This window comes from Hydrogenispora ethanolica (assembly GCF_004340685.1).
GTDB classification, from domain to species: Bacteria; Bacillota; UBA4882; order UBA8346; family UBA8346; genus Hydrogenispora; species Hydrogenispora ethanolica.
This window is the reverse complement of record NZ_SLUN01000001.1, coordinates 30,893-51,875: the sequence shown is the minus strand read 5'-3', so window position 1 is coordinate 51,875 and position 20,983 is coordinate 30,893. Positions and strand designations below refer to the sequence as shown.

Genomic DNA, 20,983 nt, shown 5'->3' with positions numbered 1-20,983 from the left:
TGATCCGTTGCAACTCCTTTTTTACCGGTCCGGTTTCCCGGGCCGGAGCGCGCCGGGTCCCGACGCTATTTTACTGAAGCCGTTTCCAGCGAAAAAAGTATTGACGCTCGGCGGCCATAGTATATAATGTAATTTGTTTTCTATTTGTATCAGCCTGGCAACCATCGGAACCGGTGGGTTGCATATTTTCAGGGATGGATCAATAAGATGAAAAAGTCCAGTCTCCGGCATTCACGGCCGGTTGCTTGGGACGAGAAATAAAACGCTGAAGGAGGGGTTCGGATGTATCATTTTGTGATGGATGCATTTCGCGGGTATCGCTCCCGTTTGGATGATATGTTGCTGGTATACGAGGCGCTGGAGGAGATTCCTCAGAAATTGGGGATGAAGACGGTGATGCCCCCGATGATCCTGCCCTATTACAATGGCGTGGTGCCGGAGGATTGCGGAATTAGCGCCTTTGTTTTTCTGGCGGGCGGCCATTTTACGATTCATACCTTCTCTTTCCGGGAGACTTACTTCGTCGACCTGCTTTCGCCGGAACCATTCGACGCCGTCGAACTGGAACGGTTGCTGCGCAACGCCTTCCCGGCGGAGAAAGTCTCCACTTATCAATTGGAGCGGGGCAGGAAAGAGAGTTATCCGTCGCCGATCGAGATCCATGAAGCCTTGGATTTCGGTCCCCACGTTTTCCTGGATATTCAGGAATATAACGGCCCGCGGAGCATGGACGATCTGTTCCAGCTCTTCGATACGATGCCGTTTCAGATCGGGATGACGCCGATCATCCGGCCTTACATGGTCAAGAACCGGGCCGGATCGGAACAGGTGACCTCGGTGCTGACCATGATCGCGGAGAGCCATATCAGCCTGCATTACTTCGCCGAATCCAAACGGGCCTATTTCGACCTTTTTTCCTGCCGCTTCTTCAACTACGACGAGGTGCTCGGCAAGTTGAAACAGGTCTTGAACAGCCCGATCGGCAATGAGGTTTTGATATCGCGCGGCAGCAAGTATCAGCAATACAAGAACGATGCCGCCGCTCCGGCGGTGGACACCCGGGCCTGGCTGGCCAATGTATACCGGCGCTGACGACGGGCGCTTTGTGACGATCAGCGATCCGGTGGGACCACAATAGAAGATTTTCAAAACATGCCATTCGCTGGAGGCATCGAAGGTTGCGGGAAACCGCAGCCTTTTTATTTTTTTGATTCCCAAATCCGCGCCGCCCCTGTTTCCCCACGCAATGACTCGATCCGTATTCCCGTTTGTGAATCGGAAAAATCAATGACATAACAAAAAGCCAATTCGAATATGTATAACGTACCGGGGACAAGGATTCCGGTCTCCGGCAAGTTTTGGGTGGGCGCCCGTCGGGCTCGGGGCAATGTCATCAAGCTATTGTGGGAAAATTTAGCTGACGAAATTGAACGCCGACCGGGCGATAAATCACCCGGCTACAAGGCGAAAGGACCTTGAAAGGCCCTAAAAACGGGATGCAATATTCTGCTGAAAATTAGCCACGGAAGGGGCTGCGCGTACTGCCATCCCTGGCCGCTTGCCTTTAGCCGTCCTGACTCGGACTTCCATCTTGTAGCCGGGGCATTCATGCCCCGGTTGGCCCGCATATCGTCTACAGTGTAGGCACCGTTGAAACCAAATTCCAAGATATGTAATCATCGCTTGATGACATTGCGGGCTCGGGGGAGGGAAACCCGCCGGGGGAGGTTTCGCAAGTGAAAGAGGTTGCCTTATCCCCGGCATTATCCCAGCGAATGGGCGATGGCCGGGTTTGGTACCCGAGAATCAAACGGCTGCTGGATGTGGGGTTGTCCCTCGTCGGACTGGCATTGGGAGCCCCGCTGCTGCTATTTTTCGGGGCGCTGATCCGCCTCGAATCCAAAGGGCCGGTATTCTATAAGCAAGTGCGCGCCGGCCTGGATGGCAAGCCCTTTATCATCTTGAAGCTGCGCTCGATGGTGGTGCGAGCCGAGAGCAACGGCCAACAGTGGGCGGTGAAGGATGACGTCCGCGCCACCCGGGTGGGACGGTTCATCCGGAAAACCAAGATCGATGAGCTTCCGCAATTAATCAATGTGTTACGGGGGGAGATGAGTATCGTCGGTCCCCGGCCGGAAAGACCGGCGCTGATTGTATCGTTCAGCCGGGAGGTAGCCGGTTTCAAGGAACGGTTGCGGGTGAAGCCCGGCTTGACGGGTTGGGCCCAGGTCCATGGCGGCTATGAATTGTCGCCTGCGGAAAAACTGCGGTTTGATCTGTACTATATCCGCCATCAATCGCTCGGACTGGACCTGCGGATCATTGGCAAAACCTTTGGAGTATTGATCGGCGGCAAAGGCTCCTGGTGAAGCGTCAAGGAAAGGAAACCGGCGAAGGGCATGGAGAATTGGGGCGGCATGTTCAAAAAAAGCTTGGTATATCTGGGGTCGTCGCTGCTGGTTCAGATCTTGAACCTGTTCCTGATTCCCATCTATACCCGGAACTTTACCCCCGGCCAATTCGGGGAATTTACCCTAGTGACCTCGTTTCAGAGCATCTGCACCGCCTTGACCGGCTTGGGGATATTCTCGGGATACTCGCGCTTTTATTACGAGAGCGCCGAACCCCAGCGCTTAAAGAACACCGCCTTGACGTTCGGCATCTTCTGGGGCGTGTTGAATATCCTGATCATTCTGGCGGCCGCCGGGCCGCTCTCCGCCAGGGTGTTCGGGAGCAATCCCCATGGTCCGGAATTCATCGGGCTCAGCGCCGTCAATGCACTCCTGGCCTCCTTGATCAGCATTTACAGCGCGGACATGACCATGCGCTACCAGGCCTGGCGGAGCAGCCTGGTGACGCTGGCCAATCTGTTGCTGGCGGTGGTTCTGACCTTCTGTTTCTTGACCCTTCTCCATGGAGGAATCCCCGGCGCCGTCAGAGCCCAGACTGTCGCCTCCGGCACCGTGCTGGGGGCGCTGCTGCTGGGGGACATCAAGCATTTCCGGCCGGTGCTCGACCGGCCCGGTTTGGCCAGGATGCTCGCCTACGGACTGGGGCTACTGCCGGGCCAGATCGGCGGGTGGGCGCTGACGCTGCTGGACCGGTACCTGATGAAAGATCTAGTCAATCTGAGCGCGGTCGGGGTTTATTCCATGGGGTACAAGATCGGAATGCTGATCCAGCCGCTGTTGCTGAACCCGTTCAAGAATATTTTCACCCCGTATAAATTTGCCATTTACCGGGAAGCGGACGGTCGCCAAAGACTGCGGCGCATCTACGCCTATTACAATTTCACCGGCTGGTGGGTCGTTTTGGGGCTGGCCCTTTTCGCCGACCCCGCCCTGCGGATCTTGACGACCCGGGCGTACCTGGCCGCTTTTACGGTGGTCCCGCTGATTGCCACCGGGTATTTCCTGTGGAGCCTGGCCGAGTTTTACTCCCTGGGATTGCACGTCGCCAACCGGACGATGCTGGATTCGCTGATCGTGATCGGCGGCGCGCTGCTCAACATCGGACTGAACCTGCTCTTCATCCCGCGCTGGGGGATGCATGGCGCCGCCGCCGCCGCGCTCGGCGCCTACCTGGGAATGAGCGGGACGTATTTTTGGGCCGGACAACGCTATTACCGGATCGGGATCCGTTTTTGGGAGCCGGCCAAGTACTGCGCGCTGGCAACCGTGATTTATCTCGGTTACCGGTACGCCAAAATGAGCTGCGGCGGTTTGGGTCCGGAGCTTTTATGGGGTGCCGGCCTGTGGCTGAGCTACGGCTGGGCCGGTTACTGGCTGGGGTTGGTTCCCGCCGAGGCGACGCGGGTATTGCGGGAGCAACTCTGGCGGGGCAGACGCCATTGCGGGCAAATGGGCCACAAGGTACTGGGCTGGCTGGGCGTATCCGGGAAATGAGTCAGAGGAGGCGGGAGTGTGCTTGAAGTCTGTAAATGGAAGAATAACGCCAATTCGCCGGTCCTGCTGATGGTCGACGATCTCGCCAACGTCTGGGTGGACAGCGACGGGAACGGCCGGGTCGATCCCGGCGAAGACTGGGGTTATGCCAAGGACGGGCCCAATTCGTCCTTCCGCTACCTGAATGAGCGGATCCTGGGGGATTTTCCCCAAGTGAAGACGACCTTCTTCACTCCGGTCGGAGTGCGGGCCGGCCTGGTCCCGGACGGGCCAATCCCCAGCGTCGCCCGGCCGATCGACGCCGATCCGGAGAGCCGCGCCTTTTTTCGCATGATTCACGCGCAGCCCCGGTTCGAGATCGCCTATCATGGGACCACTCACGGCCGGACTGGCGCCAGCGCCCGGAAGTTCCAGCAGGAATGGCTGACCTATCCCAGCCTGGCGGCAGCCAAAGCGGCGATCGCCCGGGGAAAGGAGATTTACCGTGAGGTTTTTGGGGAGTATCCCAGCGGGGGAAAGTACTGCGGCTATCTCTCCAACCAGTTCTCCGACGCCAGCATCGAGCAGAGCGGCTTCTTGTGGTGGTGCCGCTATTGGAATCGCGGCTTGTTTGCGGAGCGCCATTGCCGGACCGGCGGGTCGGACACCAATCCCTTGACCGCCTTCGATCTCAAATACTTTCCCAATCAAACCGTGCTCGATATTCCCTCCACCCTGGACGGCGGCTTATTTACGGATGTAACCGGCCCGGCGGAGCGTTCCTGGAAGAGCCGCCTCAAAAGGGCGCTGAGGAATCAATTGATTTCGAAAAGACTGGAATCAGTCGCCTATCTCGTCAAACACCGGCTGGTCGTCAGCATCCAGGAACATATCGCGCCGGCCCGGGATGACGGACAGCGGCAACGGCCCAATCTCTTCGACGATGCCGAGAGCCTGTGGCTGATCTTCGCTTATTTACAGACTCAAAATGTCTGGTACTGCACAGGGACTGAGCTGGCCGAATATGCCTGGCTCCGCGATCATGTAACCGTCGCTTGGACCGGGCCGCGCGCTTTCCGGCTCGCTTCGAGGAGCGGGCGTCCGCTGCGGTGTCCGGAAATCACCCTAAAGCTTACCGGACCACCCTGCCAGGCCCTGATCACTCCGGATGGTCAGAAAGCGCATTGGCAGGACGGGGTCGTCACCATTCCGGTTCAAGACGGCGAGTATCAGGTGGTTTGAGAAGAGGAGCGCCAGGCCGGTTTGAAAGGTTACGGCCGGCGCTACGGATAACGCCTCATCCCGACGGGATGCAAGATAATTTGAGACAAGGCCGGTTCTACTATCCGGAGCGCTTCATATAATAAAACATCAGCGGATTCTCTTCCGGGATGCAACCATCGATCGCAAGGAGTACAAGCTATGGCTCAGGAGCATGGCATGAATCTTCAGGAAACGATCGCCATCTTCAAAAAGGACTGGCGTTTCATCGTGCTCGTCACCGTTTTGGCCACGATCGTCACGGCCGCTTTGAATTATGGGGTGATTCCGCCGACCTATGAAGCGGCGACCAGTGTGATTGTGGGACAAGGCAACCGGCCCGATCAGGAACAGTTGCAATACGATGCGATCATGATGTATCAGCGGCTTACCCGGACTTACATGGAGATCGCCAGGTCAAAAAGGGTGCTCTCCGAGACGGCCAAGCTCATGGGAGGAAAGTTTTCCGAGCGCGAATTGGAAAAGCGGGTCAACGCGACGACTTTGGAGGGAACCCAGATCCTCATCCTGAAAGCCCGGAGCCGCCGGCAGAAAGAGGCATTCGCCCTGGCGAACGCCTTGACCCGGAGTTTTATCGGGGAATCGCAGCGGGTGTACCCCTTTGCCAAGATCCAGATCCTGGACCAGGCGGAAATGCCGAAAAAGCCGGTTCAGCCTCATAGCCTCATCAATACCATCACGGCATTGCTATTGGGATTCATCGCCGCATTGGGCATGACTTTGGCGCGGGAAACGCTCTGTGACACCTTTCGGACGCCGCAAGACGTGGAACGGGAGTCGCAAATTCCGGTGCTCGGCGCCATACCCCGGGCATCGCGGCAACAACATCTGAAAGAGCGGGAACTGGTCGTCCAAAAATATCCCGCCTCCGCAATGAGCGAAGCGTACCGGATTCTGCGCACCCGTCTTTTTTGCACGGTGACGGCTCAACCGGACCAACCGCTCAAAACGCTCTTGGTCACCAGCGCCCTGCCGGGCGAGGGGCGGACGTCGGTAGCCGGCAATTTGGCGCTGGTGATCGCGCAAACCGGCAAAAATGTGCTGCTGCTCGACGGCGATCTCCGGAAAACCCGTCCCGGCAAAGTTTCAGGCCGTTTCGACGATAAAGGGCTTTCCCATTGGTTGACGGGCAAATACGGCAATGTGGCCATGAAACAGCTCGCCGTGAATCTCTATTCTTTCCCGGCGGGGTTCTCGCCCAACAACCCCACGGAGCTGTTATTATCGCCCACTATGAAAGATTTTGTGGTAAAGAGCAGGGAAGCATTTGACTATATTCTGATTGATTCCCCGGCGTTGTCGGGGACCGCCGATGCACAGATCCTGGCGACCATGGCTGATGGGGTGCTGCTGGTCATCGGCGCCGGCGAATCCCGGATGGAGGCGGTCCAAAAGGCCAAAAAGGATCTGCTGAGCGTCCAGGCCAATCTGATCGGCGCGGTGTTTAACAAGAGCAAAGCCGGTTAGGCCCGGGCTGGTTTGAAGCCGGTCGAAAAAACGGAAAGCGGGGGGATTGGCATGGAACGGCAAGCGGCGTTGCCGCGCCTCGAGGTGGCGGTCAAACGGCGGGTGTGTATTTTTGGACAGGGTTTTGTGGGTTTACCCTTATCCCTCAGTTATTCGCTCCGCGACTGTCAGGTCATGGGGGTGGATGCCGATCCGTCCCTGGTGTCCCGGCTCAATGATGCCGCCACGGATCTGCAGGAACATTACCTCGGCCAGAGCATCCAGACCGTGCTGGCGCGGCAGTTGCAGCAGGGTCGCTACCTGGCTACCACCGATGCCCCGGCCGCGCTGCGGGAGTGCTCCGATATCATTGTCACGGTGGGCATTCCAATCGTTCAGGGCGAGCCGTCGCTGCTTCATCTGAAAACGGCTTGTCAGACCATCGGCAGGGATTTAAAACGGGATGATCTGGTGTTGATCCGCAGCACGGTCATACCGGGAACCACCGAAGAGCTGATCCTGCCGCTCCTGGAGGCGGAGTCCGGGCTGCGGGCGGGCCGGGATTTTTATTTGGCATATGCGCCGGAACGGATTGCCGAGGGCCGGGCCTTTGAGGAGATTGCCGACATGCCGACCCTGGTGGCGGGGATCAATGCCGAGAGCGCCGCCCGGGCCAAGGAGTTGCTGGCCGAGGTCTGTCAGTCCGAGATCATTGTGGCCGACAGCATCCGGGCCATTGAAACCGCCAAACTTTTCGAAAACCTGCAACGGGACGCCAACATCGCGATCGCGCAGGAATTGGCCAGGTTCACCGAAGCCATGGGGCTGGATATCCTGGAGGTGATCCGGCTGGCCAACACCCACCGCCGCGTCAACCTGTTGCAGCCCGGGCCGGGAGTGGGCGGCTATTGCATACCCAATGCCTATCATTATTTGGCCAAAAAGGCGGAATCTTTAGGGGTGGAGCTGCCGCTCATGAAGTTATGCCGGGAAAAAAACGCGGCCTTACCGGAGTTCTTTGCCGCTAAACTGGAGGGTTTGCTACAAACGGCCGGCAAATCACTGCCGCAGTCGCAAATTGCAGTGCTCGGCCTGGCGATGAAAGACTGCTCCAATGACGACCGCATCAGCCCGCCGGTGGATATCTGCCATATCCTGCTCGCTAGGGGCGCGGCGGTCCGCGCTTATGACCCGCTGGTGACCACCGCTTATCCTTTTAAAGTGCCGACTTTGCCGGAAGCACTGCGCAATGCCGACGCGCTGTTGATCCTGGCGCGCCAGCCCGGATTCGAGGCGTTGGACTGCGCGACCATCGTTGAACTGATGAAACCCGGCCCGGTCTGCCTGGATACGCGGTCGGTGATTGGGCGGGAGGACGCCGCCGGCCATGACCTGGTCTACTGGCGGATCTAAAATTGGCTATCGGGGGTGGAGGGTTGACATGCGAATCCTGCACGTAATCAATGATTTGGGCCCCGGGGGAGCCCAAAAACTGCTGAGCAATTACCTGTTGCACTCCGATGGCGCGCTGCAGCACGACTTGTGCCTGCTGTATCCCACGGAATCCCCGCAACTGGCTTGCTTGAACCACCGTCCGATCCGGGTCCATGCTTTCAATTTGACCCGCAAGTATAGTGTCCAGGCGGTCCTCCGCTTGGGACAACTGATCCGGAAAAACCATTATGATCTGGTCCATGTGCATCTGTTCCCGGCCCAATACTTCGCGGCGCTGGCGGCCCTCTTTTTTCCGGGGACGCGCTTCGTATTCTCGGAGCATAATTCCTTTAACCGCCGGCGCAGTCATCCGCTCTACCGCTGCGCGGACTGGCTCGCTTATTTGCCGTATCAAAAAGTGATTTGCGTCAGCGAAGACACGCAAAAGACTCTGTTGGACTGGCTTCCCGGCTTGAAGAGCAAGGCGGTGATCCTTTATAACGGCGTGCCGCTGGGTCCGCTACGGCAAGCCGATCCTCAGTTCGATATGCTGTTGATCGGCTCCTTGCGCAGCCATGTCAAAGGCGTGGACCTGCTGCTCCGGGCCGTCGCCGGGCTGGGCGACGCCGTCAGCCGGGTCGCCATTGCCGGAGAGGGCAAGCTCCTGCCGGAGCTGCTCCGGCTCCGCGACGAACTGGGATTGACGTCCAAGGTCCATCTTTTAGGCAACCGGGACGATATTCCGGAGTTGCTGGCCCAGTCCAAAATGCTGGTCATGCCTTCGCGCTGGGAAGGATTGCCCATTGCGCTCCTGGAAGCGATGGCAGCCGCCAAACCCATTGTCGCGACGCCGGTGGGGGGGATCCCCGAACTGATCGAGAGCGGGCGCAACGGATTATTGGTGCCTCCCGATGATGTGCCGGCACTGACCGCAGCCATCCGGCGGCTGTTGGCGGATCCCGCCGCTGCGGCGGAGTTGGGCAAGCACGCCTACCAGGATGTGTGCGCGAAATTCGCGCTGGAGAGGTATATCCGGGGGCTGCGGGAGCTGTATGACGGGCTGGTCCCGTGTAAAGAGCCGGTAATGGAGGGTTTGTAATGCTTTACTATCTCAATTACGATGGCTTCCGTTGCAGCGTCTTTGAGTCCCAGGTGTTGACGCCGTTGTTGCACCTGAAGAAACAGGGCCGGAAGGTCCGGCTGATCGATTATGAGAAGAAGGCCGATCTGCCCGGCCTGGAATCGTACAGGCAACGATGCGCGCTGGCCCTGGGCGAGCCGCCGCTGATCCTGCCCAAATCGAAACGCTGCAATTTTATCATTTCAGCGCGGCAAATCCGGCAATTGGCCAGTGTACTGCGGCAAGCAGCGGCCGACAGTACGATCGTGCTGCATGGGCGGGGGTGCTTCGCCGGCTACATGGCATTGAAAGCGCGGGAAATGTTACAGCATGATCCGGTCCGGATCAAAGTGATTACGGACTTCCGCGGCCTGGTCAGCGCAGAGTATCAACTGGAGTGGGAACGGCACCGGCTGCTCCGTGGGCCGGTGGCCTGGGTGGCCCAGGGAGTCCGCCGGATCGAGCAGTACGCCGCGGAGCATAGCGACCATTTGCTTTGCGTATCCCAGCCGTTCCGGGATTATCTGGTCCGCCATTATCCGGTCCTGCAAACCAGGATTAGCGTCATCCCGGCCTGCGTCGACCGGCGGAAATTTCAGTTCGACCCCGCCGCCCGGGAATGCCTCCGGGCCGTTTACGGATTGGGCCGAAGTTTTGTGGTGGCCTATAACGGCGGGGCGCAACGCTGGCAAAGCCCGCGGCTGCTGATGGAGACCTTCCTGAAGATCCGGGCCCGGATCGCGAACGCCAAGTTACTATTGATCACCAATGAGCCGCAGCGCTTTGAAGAATATGCGGCGGAATGCGGTTTGCAATCCGCAGATTATCTTATTTTTCAGGTGGGACACCAGGCGGTCGCGGAGTATCTGAGCATGGCCGACTGCGCGTTGCTGGTCCGGGAGCCCCACCCCGTCAACGAAGTGGCCAGTCCCACCAAGTTTGCGGAGTACCTCAGCTGTAACCTCCCGGTCGTCCTCTCCCGGGGCATCGGAGACACCGCTGCAGTGCTCCAGACCCACCCGGTGGGCTGTTTCACCGATCAGCTGGAAAAAATCCCGGAATTGAGCAAGGGCGGCCGCTGGGAAATCTTCCAGAGCGCAGTGAGCCGCTATTACAGCTGGGATGCTCATGGGAGCCGGTTGAATGCGGTCTACGAGAGTCTGCTCACCGCGGAAAATACCGAAGAGGGGTGGGATATTGCTTACCAACCTGCTCTGCGCGGCATTGGGAATGATCGCCGGTTATAAAAACCGCGCCCATCTGCTGTACCTGTATCTCATCCTCTACCCCTTCGACGGCGCCGTTTTGAACGGCACCGGCATCACGGTCTTTCATGTCATCAGTTACGGCGTGCTGGCGCCGTTAATTCTCTATCTGGGTTACGACCTGCTGACCTTGGGGAAAAACGATGAGCGGGCCCGCTTTGCGACGGTATCGTTGAGCCTGGGGCTCCTCTACATCTATATCTTCTGCCGCTACCTGGCGGCGCTGAATCCGAAGCGGGATTCCTATTTCCTGGTTTTGACATCGGGCTTTGTCCTGATCTTCGGCGTCCTGTACTATTACCGGCAGCTTCAAACCGGGAGAATCATCCAGATCTTCAGACTGCTGATCCTGGTCGAGCTGGCGGTGGTGGCGCGGCAAGCGCTGTTTGGAGCCGAGCCTGGACTGGTCCTGGGGGTCTTCGACTTCAGCCGGATGGAACCCAAAGTGATTCTGGCCGAGGATTATTACCGTGCCACCGGAACGTTTCAAGATCCCAATTATTATGCGCTGTATCTGGCGGCGATCAGTTCGTTTCTGATGCTCCGTTTTTCATGGTTGAACGCGGGCGTCGGTTGGCTGGGGATCATCGGCGTACTGCTCTCCTTTTCCCGGATGGGCGTTCTGCTGAGCGGCGTGTTGTCCGTCTATTGGCTGATCCGGCTGGTAAAATCCAGGCATCCCCGCAAGTATCTCGGCCTGTGGTTCGCGGTGCCGCTGCTGGCCGCGCTCGTCCTGCAGCTGGTCGTCCATTTCCCATTGCAAGCGCGCTTCGGTTTGGAACAGGCTGTGGGCGCGGTCCAGGCCCGGTTCGGCGCGGGCGATGATTTTGACGTCGGGGGCCGGGGGTTTATCGTCGACGCCTATTTCCGTTCGATGCTGAAATTCTCCAATGTCTTTCTGGGTTTGGGCTTTTTGAATTTTCAGATGGTTCTGGAGGAGGTCGCCGGAGTCAATCTGGTGGCGCACAACGAATACCTCCAGATCTTCGCCGATCTGGGGCTGGCCGGGTGGCTGATGATCGGCCTGATCCTTTACCAACTGTTTCAGCACGCCCAATCGCGCGGCGCAAGCGCTCCGAATCCCTATGCTTTCCCGGTGGCAGTCATTTTGCTGGGGAACCTGTTTTTATCGACGACGCTCTATAACTACGTCTATTTTTTCTATGCGCTCTACGGCGCGTTTGCATTGTACCGGCAGCGCGACCAAGGACGGGAATTACCGGAGGTGAAGCCATGGGCAATCCAGCCGCGAGGCTCTGCGGCACGTTGCGCCGGACGCCGCTTCTTTTCCTGGTGAAAAAAATACCCGGCGCGCTTTACCGGGCGATCGCCGCCCAAGTGCGCAGCCGGACGATCCGGCGGCGACCGGTGACCATCGCCGCCGCCAATTTTGAAGATTTCACTCCGAAATGCCGCTGCCTTCCGGAGGAGGACGGCAGGGAACGCTCCCGTTATCTGACGCTGCTCAAAGCGTGGGGAGCCGATGCCTATCCGGTCGCCGAGGCGGACCGGATCGTGGACCATGTTTTCAACCTGCTGGGTTCGGGGGATCGCTCCTTGGGAGAGCGGATCGCCTGGAACGTCGATTTTAAAACCGGATATGGCTGGGAAAACGATTATTTTGGACGCATCCGGCTGCTCGATCCCGACAGTCCGGCCGATGTCAAAGTAGTCTGGGAATTGTCGCGCTTCCAGCATCTTTTTACGCTGGGCAAGGCATACTGGCTCACCGGCGCGGCGAAGTACGCGCTCGAGTTCCGCCGGCAGATCGAAGACTGGGCGGAGCAAAATCCGGTGGAGCTGTCGGTGAATTGGACCTGCGCCATGGAGGCGGCGATCCGCGCCGTCAACTGGATCGCGGGCTACGCCTTTTTCAAGGACGCCCCGGCGCTGGACGGCGTGTTCTGGAGCCGCTTTCACCAGCTGCTGTACCTGCACGGCCGGTTTATCATGGCCCACCTGGAGAACCGCTCCCGGTACAACAACAACCACTATCTGGCCGACCTGGCCGGTCTGATCTGGCTCGGAATCTATTTCGGCGATCATTATGTCTGCGGCGAGCGCGCCGGGAACAACCCCAAAGTCTGGCTGACCTTCGCTGTGCGGGAACTGGAGCGGCAGCTGTTCATCCAGGTGAATCCCGACGGCACCGATTACGAAACCGCCACGGCCTATCACCGCCTGGTCACCGAGATCCTTCTGCTGACGGCCATCTTGTGCCGGAAGAACGGGATCGAGTTTTCGGAGGCTTTCATGAAACGGCTGCGGAGGATGGCCGGGTTTCTGATGCGGCTGACCAAGCCCGACGGGACCATCCCCGGCGTGGGCGATGCCGATGACGGGCGGCTGCTCATCCTCACCCATTATTCCGGCTGGAACCGGTGGGATTGCCGCGATCTGCTGGCGATCGCCGGGGAGTTCTTCGACGACGACCGGTTGCGTTTTTACGGCGCCGGCCACCGGGAAGCGGCGCTGTGGGCCGCCGGCTCCTGGCGGCAGCCCTTCATTCAGCCGCTGCCCCTCGGTTCGCAGGCCTTCCGGCAAGGCGGTTATTATCTGCTCCGCAATGAACGGGTCTATTGCCTGATCCGCTGCGGGGAACTGTCCTGCCGCGGCGAGGGGGGGCACAGCCATAACGATCAGCTGAGCCTGGTCCTGAACGTCCAGGGGACGGATCTGATCGTCGATCCCGGACTCTATGTGTATTCGGCGGACTACCGGATGCGCAACCTCTTCCGCAGCACCGGGGTTCATAATACCTTGTGCGTCGCGGGCTGCGAGCAAAACCGCTTCGATCCCGGGGAGCTGTTCGCCATGGAAGAGGAGAGCCACGGCGAATGCCTGGCCTTCCGGTCCGATTATTTTTGCGGACAGCATCGCGGCTATCGGAGCAGCGCCGGCCTGATTCACCGGCGCAGCGTCCATCTGACGCGGGACGGCATCACCTTGGACGATCAGCTCTTCGGCAAGCCCGGGCGGGGGAACTGGCATTTGAACTTCACGTTGGCGCCGGGGGTCTCCGCCCGGGTGGAGGGGTCCGAAATTGAGCTGGCCAGGGACGGCGTGGCGGTGCGGATCGGCGGCGGGATGAACGCCGCCGCGGCCGTCGGCCAGGGCTGGCTGGCCACCTCCTATGGCGCCATCGTCCCGACCCGGCGCTTGACCGTCCGCAGCCTCAGCCCGGAACAGTACCGGCTGACGCTCCGTTTCACCCTGGCGCGGCGGGCGCGGGAATCCTGCGCTTGCGAAAGGGAACTCCTGGCGAGAAGGGGTGAATTGGGATGATCGTTCAAGTCGGGCCCTTTCCCGGCCCTTTGGGCGGCGTATCGGTATACGTGAAACGGATGAAAGATTATCTGGACCGGGCGGGCGTCGCCAATCAGGTCTGGGACATCGGCGCCGCGCCCGCGGCGGACCTCCCGCCCGGTGTCCTGGCCACGGCTATTCGCCGGGCGCCGTGGCAATTGCTGCTGCGCAAGGATGTCCGGTTGATCCATTATCATCTCTACACCCGGCGCAGCAGGATCTATATCGGATACTGCAACGCGGCGTTCTGCCGGGACCGCTCCAAATTTCTGACTCTCCATGGCGAAGCGCGGCGGATCTGCGGCGCCGGCGACCGGGCGCTGCGCCGCGCCCTGAACAGTTTTGACGCCATTCTCTGCGTCCGGCCGGGCGATGGCGCCTACCTCGCCGCCCAGGGGGTGACGGCCGCCATTCACGAGATTCCGGCCTTCATCCCGCCCCGGCCGGCCGGGCCACAGCCGCCGCCCGCGCCGGAGATCGGAGACTTCCTGGCCCGGCATCCCTTCATGATTTCCGCCAATGCCTCGGCGTTGCGCTTCCATGACGGCGCCGATCTGTACGGCGTGGATCTCTGCATTGAGCTGACGGCGCGGCTGCGGCGGGAGCATCCCGGGCTGGGGGTGGGCTGCCTCTTCGGCCTGGCCGAGGTGAGAGAGGCAGGCTATCTCCGGCGGCTGCGGGAACGCATCGCCGCCCTGGGAATCGGGGATGATTTCCTGCTGATGCAAGGCGGCGCCGAGTTTTACCCGCTCATTCAAAAAAGCCAGCTGTTCATCAGACCGACCAATACCGACGGCTACTCGCTCTCCTTGGCCGAGGCCCTTTTCTTCCGGGTGCCGGCCCTCGCCAGCGACGCCGCCCAACGGCCTCCGGGAACGCTGCTGTTCCGGTCGCGGGATCCGGACGACCTTTACCGCCAAGCGGCCCGGGTCATGCAGGAGCATGCCGCCTACCGGGCGCGGGCGCAAAGTTTCGTCCCGCCGGACTATGCCGGGGCCATTCTGCAACTGTATCAGGACGCGCTGTCCAAGCCGGCCCGGGCGATGCCTACAAGGCGAAAGGACCTTGAAAGACCCTAAAAAGCGCTGGATAAACTATGCTGCTAAAGGGTGGGATGATGATGCGGGGAATGATCGGGCTCAAAAAGGCCGCCAAATATCTCTTGCTCCCGCTGGGTTGGGTGATCCGGACGGTATGGCCGCGGCGCGACGAAGTGATCATTCTGATGTACCACCGGGTGTGCGCGGGGGTCGGCAAAGAGCTGGCCGTCACCCCGGCCGATTTCGCCTGGCACCTGGATTACCTGCGGCGGCATCATTATGCCGTGATCCCGCTGGACCGGGCCTGGGAGATGCTGCGGGCCGGGACGGTCCGCGGCAAATCCGTGGTCTTGACCTTTGACGACGGTTACGCCGACTATGATCAGAACGCCCGGCCGCTCCTGGAAGCGCTCGGTTACCCGTCCACCCTGTACCTGGTGCCCGGATGGATCGGGACCGGCCGGGTATTCCCCTGGGACCGCGACAGCGGGGAGAGCCCGTTGCTGGGCTGGGAGCGCCTGCGCCAGTTGGCTGCCACCGGGCTGGTGAGCTTCGGATCGCACACCCTCGACCATATCGATCTGGCCGGGCTGGACGAGGCGGCCCTGGACCGGGAAGTGGCCGGGTCCCGCCGGCTGCTGGAGCAACGCCTGAAGCAGCCGGTCCGCCACTTCGCCTACCCCCGCGGCATCTCCGACGGCCCGGCGGAACGGTGGGTGGGAGCGCATTACCAGACCGGCGTGCTGATCTCCACCGGCCGCCGCGTTGCCCGGACCATCCGGCCGGAAGACCGGGTCCGGCTGAAACGGGTTCCCATCCAAAACAGCGATGGCCGGTGGTTATTCGTCGCCAAGCTGAAAGGATGGCTGATCGGCGAGGAATGGCTGCGGCAATGGACCTGGCGCCTGCTGCACCGTCCGGCGCGGCCTCAAGCCGCGGGGGCCGGCCCCGCGCCGCGCCGCTGCCGGCTCTTGATGGGGGTCACCCTGTCGGAGCTGGGAGGCGCCCAAAAAGTCGTCTTCGAATTGCTCAAGTCCCTGGGGGAGGATGAGTACGAGACGACCGTGGCGACCGCTCCCGGCGGCGAACTGCTGCAGTGGATCGCCCAATTGAACGCGGCGCGCCGGACGCCGGTCCGCGTCGTCCTCCTGCCGTCGCTGCGGCGGGAGATAGCGCCCTGGAATGATCTGCGGACCCTTTTCCGGCTGTGGCGCCTCTGCCGGGCCGGAAAATATGACGTGGCCCACTTCCACAGCTCCAAGATGGGCATCCTGGGCCCCATCGCCGCTTTTGCCGCCGGCGTGAAACGCAGCTGCTTCTCGGTGCACGGCTGGGGGATCCAGGAAACCCAGGGCCGGGTGGTCCGGGCCGGTTTGGGCCTGCTGGTCAGGCTGGCCAATTCGCTCTGCGCCGCGGTGGCCTGCGTCTCCGAAGCCACCCTCCAGCAGGGGCTGCGGCATCACTGGCTGGATCCCCGGAAAAGCCGGGTGATTCATAACGGGTTGGCCGAAGCGCCCGCGGCCCGGGGCAAGCTCCGGCGGGAGCTGGGCATCGGCGCGGCGACGCCGGTCCTGGGGACCATCCTCCGCCTGGCGGAGCAGAAAGAACCCCTGGCCCCGGTGCGGCTCGCCCGGTTGCTGCGGGAGCGGGGCCGGGAGTTCCGCCTGGTGATCATCGGCGACGGGCCGCTGCAAGAGGAGTGCCGGCGGGAGATCCGGCGCTGCGGTTTGGAAGCGGTCGTGCTGCTGCTGGGGACCCGCCACGATGCCCGGGAATTGCTGAACGACTTTGACATCGCCCTGCTCTTTTCGCGCTGGGAAGCGCTGCCCCTGATGGTGATCGAGGCGATGCTGGCCGGCAAGCCGGTGGTCGCCAGCCGGGTGGGAGGGCTCCCCGAATTGGTGCGGCACGGGGCGACCGGCTATCTGGTCGGGGACGATCAGCTGGAAACCGCCGCGGCCTATGTCGAGGAGCTGCTGGACGACGCCGCGCTCCGGAAACGCATGGGAGAAGCGGGGCGATCCCTGGCGGGCCGGCAATTTTCGGATCCCCAAATGGTCGCGGCCTACCGGGAAATGTACCGGGGCGAGCCTCCGTGCGGCGCGGCCGGCTCGCCCGGACTGCCCGGCGCCGCCGCCGGCCCCGGGAAGGGATAGGGCCGGAGGCGGCGTCAATAGAACAGGTTAATCCCCTGTCGCTCCATGTCTTGGACGTATTCGTCCTTGCAGTCGCATGCGGTTTTGCACTGGCAGAAATCGGCGTCGATCGCCTGCACCAGGTTCCGGCGCAAGCTTTCGAACTCCTGCTTCAGCCGTTGATAGTCCTTGGACCGGTAGTAGGCGATCACCGTGAAGATCAGGAAGGCCAGGAAGGCGACCCCATCCACGATCGCCATGAATTGCGGGGTGTGCAGCGGCGCCGCCAGGATAAAAGGGGTTTTCAGCATCAAATGGTAGAGGTAGAAGAAATAGCGTTCGTTGAACCAACAGATGTACAGCCCCAGAACCCCGGCCACGGCGATATATTTCAGGTGCGGTTTCGGATCGAGCCTGGCTTTGAGCTCCAGCAGCTTCTCGGTTTTTTTGCGCTGAATATAGCTGAGATGGTAGGGCATGGACGCGAACCTCCGAAAAGGGTATGGCATGGCCCGGACGCCCGGCGGTCGGAAGACTCCGGAGCGCCGTCCGAATGGCCCGTTGAGGTCATGGACAACGCTGGACCTCTATAGCTTATTTGCCCCGGGGCCGATTTATGCCAGGAGAAGCGGCGGGCCGGGACAGGTTCCGAGTTGTTTTGTCCGGACGGACGCCGTATAATGAGAGGGAAACGGAGAGCGGAGCGGCTGTTTCTTCCCCGGAACGAGTTTGGCATGGGACGGCTCGGGAAGCTTGGATCCTGTTTTCGCGGTGTGCGGCCCGGATGGATCGAGCGGTTTGGGAGCGAAGCCGGTTGAAAACGTGCAAATCGCCCCAAGAAAGGATGAGCAGCAATGAAACATGTCAGTATGAAATTGGGCGCGGAACGGATCGCCGTCCCGCTGCCCGACCGGACCGAGGTTTTGGCCATGGCCACGCCGGAGCCGCTGGCCGATCCGGCCGCAGCCGTCGCGGCGGCTTTGGAGCATTCCAGCGGCGCGCCGGGCCTGGATCGGCTGATCCGGCAGAAACTGGAGGCGAAGCCCGATCTCCGCGCGGCGGTGGTGGTCTCCGACAATACCCGGCCCGTGCCCTACCGGGGCGAAGCCGGGATCCTCTGGCCGATCCTCCGCAACCTATTGGACCGGGGCGTCGCGGCGGAACGGATCGTGGTGATCGTCGCCAACGGCACCCACCGCAGCCTGAATCCGGATGAGCTGCGGGCCATGCTGGATCCGCGGGTCTTTGAGGCCGGGATCCCGGTGGTGAACCACGACTGTTTCGACCGGGAGTCCCTGGAGTATCTGGGCGAGACCCGGCGCGGCAGCCGGATCTACATCAACCGCGAGTATCTGCGGGCCGATCTGAAGATCCTGACCGGGCTGGTGGAGAGCCACTTCATGGCCGGATTCTCCGGCGGCCGCAAGTCGGTCTGCCCCGGCCTGATCGGCGAGGAGAGCACCTACGTCTTTCATAGCGCGCCGATGCTGGCCTCGCCGCTGGCCTGCGATCTCAGCCTGGCGGGGAACCCCTGCCACGAGGAGGCGCTGGAGGTGGCCAGGAAAGCCGGGGCCGACTATATCGTCAACGTCACCCTGGACCACCAGTTCCGCCTCACCGGCGTCTTCGCCGGCGAGCTGGAGCAGGCCCATCTCCGCGCGGCGGAGCAGGTCCGGAAATACGTCGCCATCCCCGTGGCCCGGGAGTACGACCTGGTGGTCACCCACGCCGGCTTCGTCGGGATCAACCATTACCAGGCGGCCAAGGCCGGGGTCGCCGCCAGCCGGATCCTGAAGCCGGGCGGGAGCCTGATCCTGATCGCCGACAACTGCGACACGGATCCGGTGGGCAGCGCCCGCTACCGGACGGTGCTGCACCTGCTGCGCCAGATCGGGGCCGAGCGCTTCAACCGGCTGATCCTTTCGCCGGACTGGACCTTCATCCCCGAGCAATGGCAGGTCCAGATGTGGACCAAGCTACTGGCCAAGATCCCGCCGGAACATTTCATCTATTACAGTCCGCAGCTGACGGCCGCGGACTACGAATACCTGCCCGGAACCGACGGCAATCTTTTCCTGCCGGAGGCGGAGCGCTACCGGGGCGATCCGGCGGCCGCGGCCCGGGTGGTCGAGCTGGCGGTCGCGCATCAGCTGCGGGCGGCGGAGCGGGCGGGCCGGGAACCGCTCTCCATCGCCTATCTGGCGGACGGCCCCTACGGCATCCCCGTCCTGGAGTGAAGCCCGCGCCGCGCGGCCGCTCTCCCCGAAAAACCAGTGCACGACTGGACTTACGACCAGGTCCCCCGATGAACGGGGGCCTGGTTTTTTATTTTCTCAAGGAACCGCGCCGGAACGCGCCGGCAAAACATCCCGCCTCCCATCGGGACAAATTCCCTATGCCCCCGGTCTTTCATACTTAATAAGTGAACCCATGGGACGTTGGGGCAACTGCGGGATCCGCAGCCCGCGCCCGGCGAAAAAAAGCCGCGGCCGCCGCGTTTTCGGCAAACCTTTCGAGGAAGGGGCGCCGTTGCCGGTCCGCCTCGCCAAAACGTCCCCCGTTCCAAGACTTCAAGCAATCAGGAGGCAGTTTTGATGGATAACCGATCACCCAATCATCCGGCCGATGGCGGGTTCGAGATCCCCCAGCCCATCCGGGATGACGGCGCCGGCGCCACCGACCCGGGGCCCCGCGACATGCTCCGGGATCTGGAGAACCCCGACATGCTCGTTCCGCCGGCCACCGACGCCGGCTTGCTTCCCAATCTGAAATTTTCCTTCTCCGACACCAGCATGGTCCTGAAGCCGGGCGGCTGGTCCCGGGAGATCACCGCCCGGGAGATGCCGGCCATGACCACCCTGGCGGCGGTGAATATGCGGCTGACCCCCGGCGGGGTGCGCGAAGTCCACTGGCACCTGGCCTCGGAATGGTCCTATATGCTGGTGGGCAAGGCGCGGGTCACCGCCGTCGACGAACGGGGCCGCAATTTCAGCGCCGACATCGGCCCGGGCGATCTCTGGTATTTCCCGCCGCGCCTGCCCCATTCGCTGCAGGGCCTGGAAGAGGGGTGCGAGTTTCTGCTGCTCTTCGACGACGGCCATTTTTCCGATCTGAACACCCTGTCGCTCTCCGATCTCTTCGCCCATTATCCCAAAGACGTTCTGGCGGCCAATTTCGGGGTGGCGGCGTGCGAATTCAACACCCTGCCCTCGGGTCAGGTCTATATCTACCAGGGCACCGTTCCCGGCCCGCTGGAGTGCGAGGCGGTCCGGTCGCCCTACGGCACCGTTCCCCGAAGCTTCAAGCACCGCTTGCTGGCGGAGACCCCCATCCTCTCCCCGGGCGGCAGCGTGCGCATAGCGGATACCTCCAACTTCCCGGTCTCCGTCACCACCGCCGCGGCGCTGGTGGAGATCCAGCCCGGCGCGCTGCGCGAGATCCATTGGCATCCCAACAACGACGAGCTCCAATACTATATCTCCGGGCAGGGGCGGATGACGGTCTTCGCCGATAACGGCCGGGCCCGGACCTTCGATTACCGGGCCGGTGATATCGGCTACGTGCCCGTGGGCAACGTGCACTATGTCCAGAATACCGGCGATGGGGCGCTTTGGTTCCTGGAGGCTTTCAGGAGCGATCGCTTCGTGGAGGTGCCGCTCAACCAGATGATGGCGCTGACGCCGCGTTCGATCGTGGCCGGCAACCTCTGCGTCGGGCCGGAATTTCTGGGAGCCCTCAGCCCGGAGCGACGCCCGGTGGTCCGGACGTGCGGCCCCGGCTGGTCTTCCTGCCATTATTGATGAGCAACGGCGAGCGAGCGGTGGCAACGGTTCCGGGACGGCCCCGGATCATGGCAATCGCTTAAAAAACAAGAAAGCTTCAAAGAATTTAAATTTTCTCATAGAAATTGAAAAATAACCAACGAAAATCGAAATATTACCTCCGAAAATCACAATATCTCTGCCGATAATGATATTTCCGGTTCTGAAAATCACATTTCCGGTTCTGAGAAATGCATTTTCGGTCCTGAGAATTGCAATAGCGGTTCCGGAGATCGCAATTCCCCTTCCGG

General features: G+C 61.3%; 15 protein-coding genes. 14 read left to right on the top strand and 1 reads right to left on the bottom strand.

Annotation, left to right across the window (positions count from 1 at the left end):
- Positions 1 to 282 precede the first annotated feature (282 nt).
- The 12 genes from EDC14_RS00195 to EDC14_RS00140 all read left to right on the top strand — a co-directional run bounded on the left by EDC14_RS00195 (position 283) and on the right by EDC14_RS00140 (position 16,932).
- Complete coding sequence (locus tag EDC14_RS00195) at positions 283 to 1,092, top strand: S-adenosylmethionine decarboxylase (protein ID WP_132012165.1); 810 nt, start codon at positions 283 to 285, stop codon at positions 1,090 to 1,092.
- A gap of 644 nt (positions 1,093 to 1,736) precedes the next feature.
- Entirely contained in the window at positions 1,737 to 2,369 is a 633-nt protein-coding gene (locus EDC14_RS00190) for a sugar transferase (protein WP_243662747.1), read from the top strand.
- A 48-nt stretch (positions 2,370 to 2,417) separates the two neighbouring features.
- Positions 2,418 to 3,905, top strand: coding sequence for a lipopolysaccharide biosynthesis protein (locus EDC14_RS00185; protein WP_165907672.1), 1,488 nt, complete (start codon positions 2,418 to 2,420; stop codon positions 3,903 to 3,905).
- An 18-nt stretch (positions 3,906 to 3,923) separates the two neighbouring features.
- Positions 3,924 to 5,126 (top strand): hypothetical protein, encoded by a 1,203-nt coding sequence (locus EDC14_RS00180; protein WP_132012163.1) that lies wholly within the window; start codon positions 3,924 to 3,926, stop codon positions 5,124 to 5,126.
- Positions 5,127 to 5,306: 180 nt separating this feature from the next.
- Positions 5,307 to 6,632, top strand: a complete 1,326-nt coding sequence (locus EDC14_RS00175) for a tyrosine-protein kinase domain-containing protein (protein ID WP_132012162.1) — start codon at positions 5,307 to 5,309, stop codon at positions 6,630 to 6,632.
- A gap of 51 nt (positions 6,633 to 6,683) precedes the next feature.
- The gene (locus EDC14_RS00170; RefSeq protein WP_132012161.1) at positions 6,684 to 8,024 is read left to right on the top strand and encodes a nucleotide sugar dehydrogenase; all 1,341 of its coding nucleotides are present in this window, start codon (positions 6,684 to 6,686) and stop codon (positions 8,022 to 8,024) included.
- A gap of 28 nt (positions 8,025 to 8,052) precedes the next feature.
- Positions 8,053 to 9,144, top strand: a complete 1,092-nt coding sequence (locus EDC14_RS00165) for a glycosyltransferase (RefSeq protein WP_165907671.1) — start codon at positions 8,053 to 8,055, stop codon at positions 9,142 to 9,144.
- Complete coding sequence (locus EDC14_RS00160; protein WP_132012159.1) at positions 9,144 to 10,412, top strand: glycosyltransferase; 1,269 nt, start codon at positions 9,144 to 9,146, stop codon at positions 10,410 to 10,412. The genes EDC14_RS00165 and EDC14_RS00160 overlap by 1 nt, the downstream gene beginning before the upstream one ends.
- Positions 10,363 to 11,727, top strand: coding sequence for an O-antigen ligase family protein (locus tag EDC14_RS00155; protein ID WP_165907670.1), 1,365 nt, complete (start codon positions 10,363 to 10,365; stop codon positions 11,725 to 11,727). The genes EDC14_RS00160 and EDC14_RS00155 overlap by 50 nt, the downstream gene beginning before the upstream one ends.
- Entirely contained in the window at positions 11,664 to 13,715 is a 2,052-nt protein-coding gene (locus EDC14_RS00150; RefSeq protein WP_132012157.1) for an alginate lyase family protein, read from the top strand. Before EDC14_RS00155 ends, EDC14_RS00150 begins: the two co-directional genes overlap by 64 nt.
- Positions 13,712 to 14,815 carry a glycosyltransferase family protein gene (locus tag EDC14_RS00145; RefSeq protein WP_132012156.1) on the top strand — a complete coding sequence of 368 codons (1,104 nt, stop codon included), beginning with the start codon at positions 13,712 to 13,714 and terminating at the stop codon, positions 14,813 to 14,815. The genes EDC14_RS00150 and EDC14_RS00145 overlap by 4 nt, the downstream gene beginning before the upstream one ends.
- Positions 14,816 to 14,856: 41 nt before the next feature.
- Entirely contained in the window at positions 14,857 to 16,932 is a 2,076-nt protein-coding gene (locus tag EDC14_RS00140) for a glycosyltransferase (protein ID WP_165907669.1), read from the top strand.
- Positions 16,933 to 16,946: 14 nt separating this feature from the next.
- Here EDC14_RS00140 and EDC14_RS00135 read toward each other — a convergent pair whose 3' ends face one another.
- Positions 16,947 to 17,390, bottom strand: coding sequence for a hypothetical protein (locus EDC14_RS00135; protein WP_132012154.1), 444 nt, complete (start codon positions 17,388 to 17,390; stop codon positions 16,947 to 16,949).
- Positions 17,391 to 17,765: 375 nt separating this feature from the next.
- Here EDC14_RS00135 and EDC14_RS00130 point away from each other — a divergent pair, with 375 nt between their 5' ends.
- Both EDC14_RS00130 and EDC14_RS00125 read left to right on the top strand, forming a co-directional pair.
- Positions 17,766 to 19,148: a lactate racemase domain-containing protein gene (locus EDC14_RS00130; protein ID WP_132012153.1), complete on the top strand. Its 1,383-nt coding sequence runs from the start codon at positions 17,766 to 17,768 to the stop codon at positions 19,146 to 19,148.
- Between the two features lie 357 nt (positions 19,149 to 19,505).
- Entirely contained in the window at positions 19,506 to 20,711 is a 1,206-nt protein-coding gene (locus EDC14_RS00125; protein WP_132012152.1) for a cupin domain-containing protein, read from the top strand.
- The last annotated feature ends 272 nt before the right edge of the window (positions 20,712 to 20,983 follow it).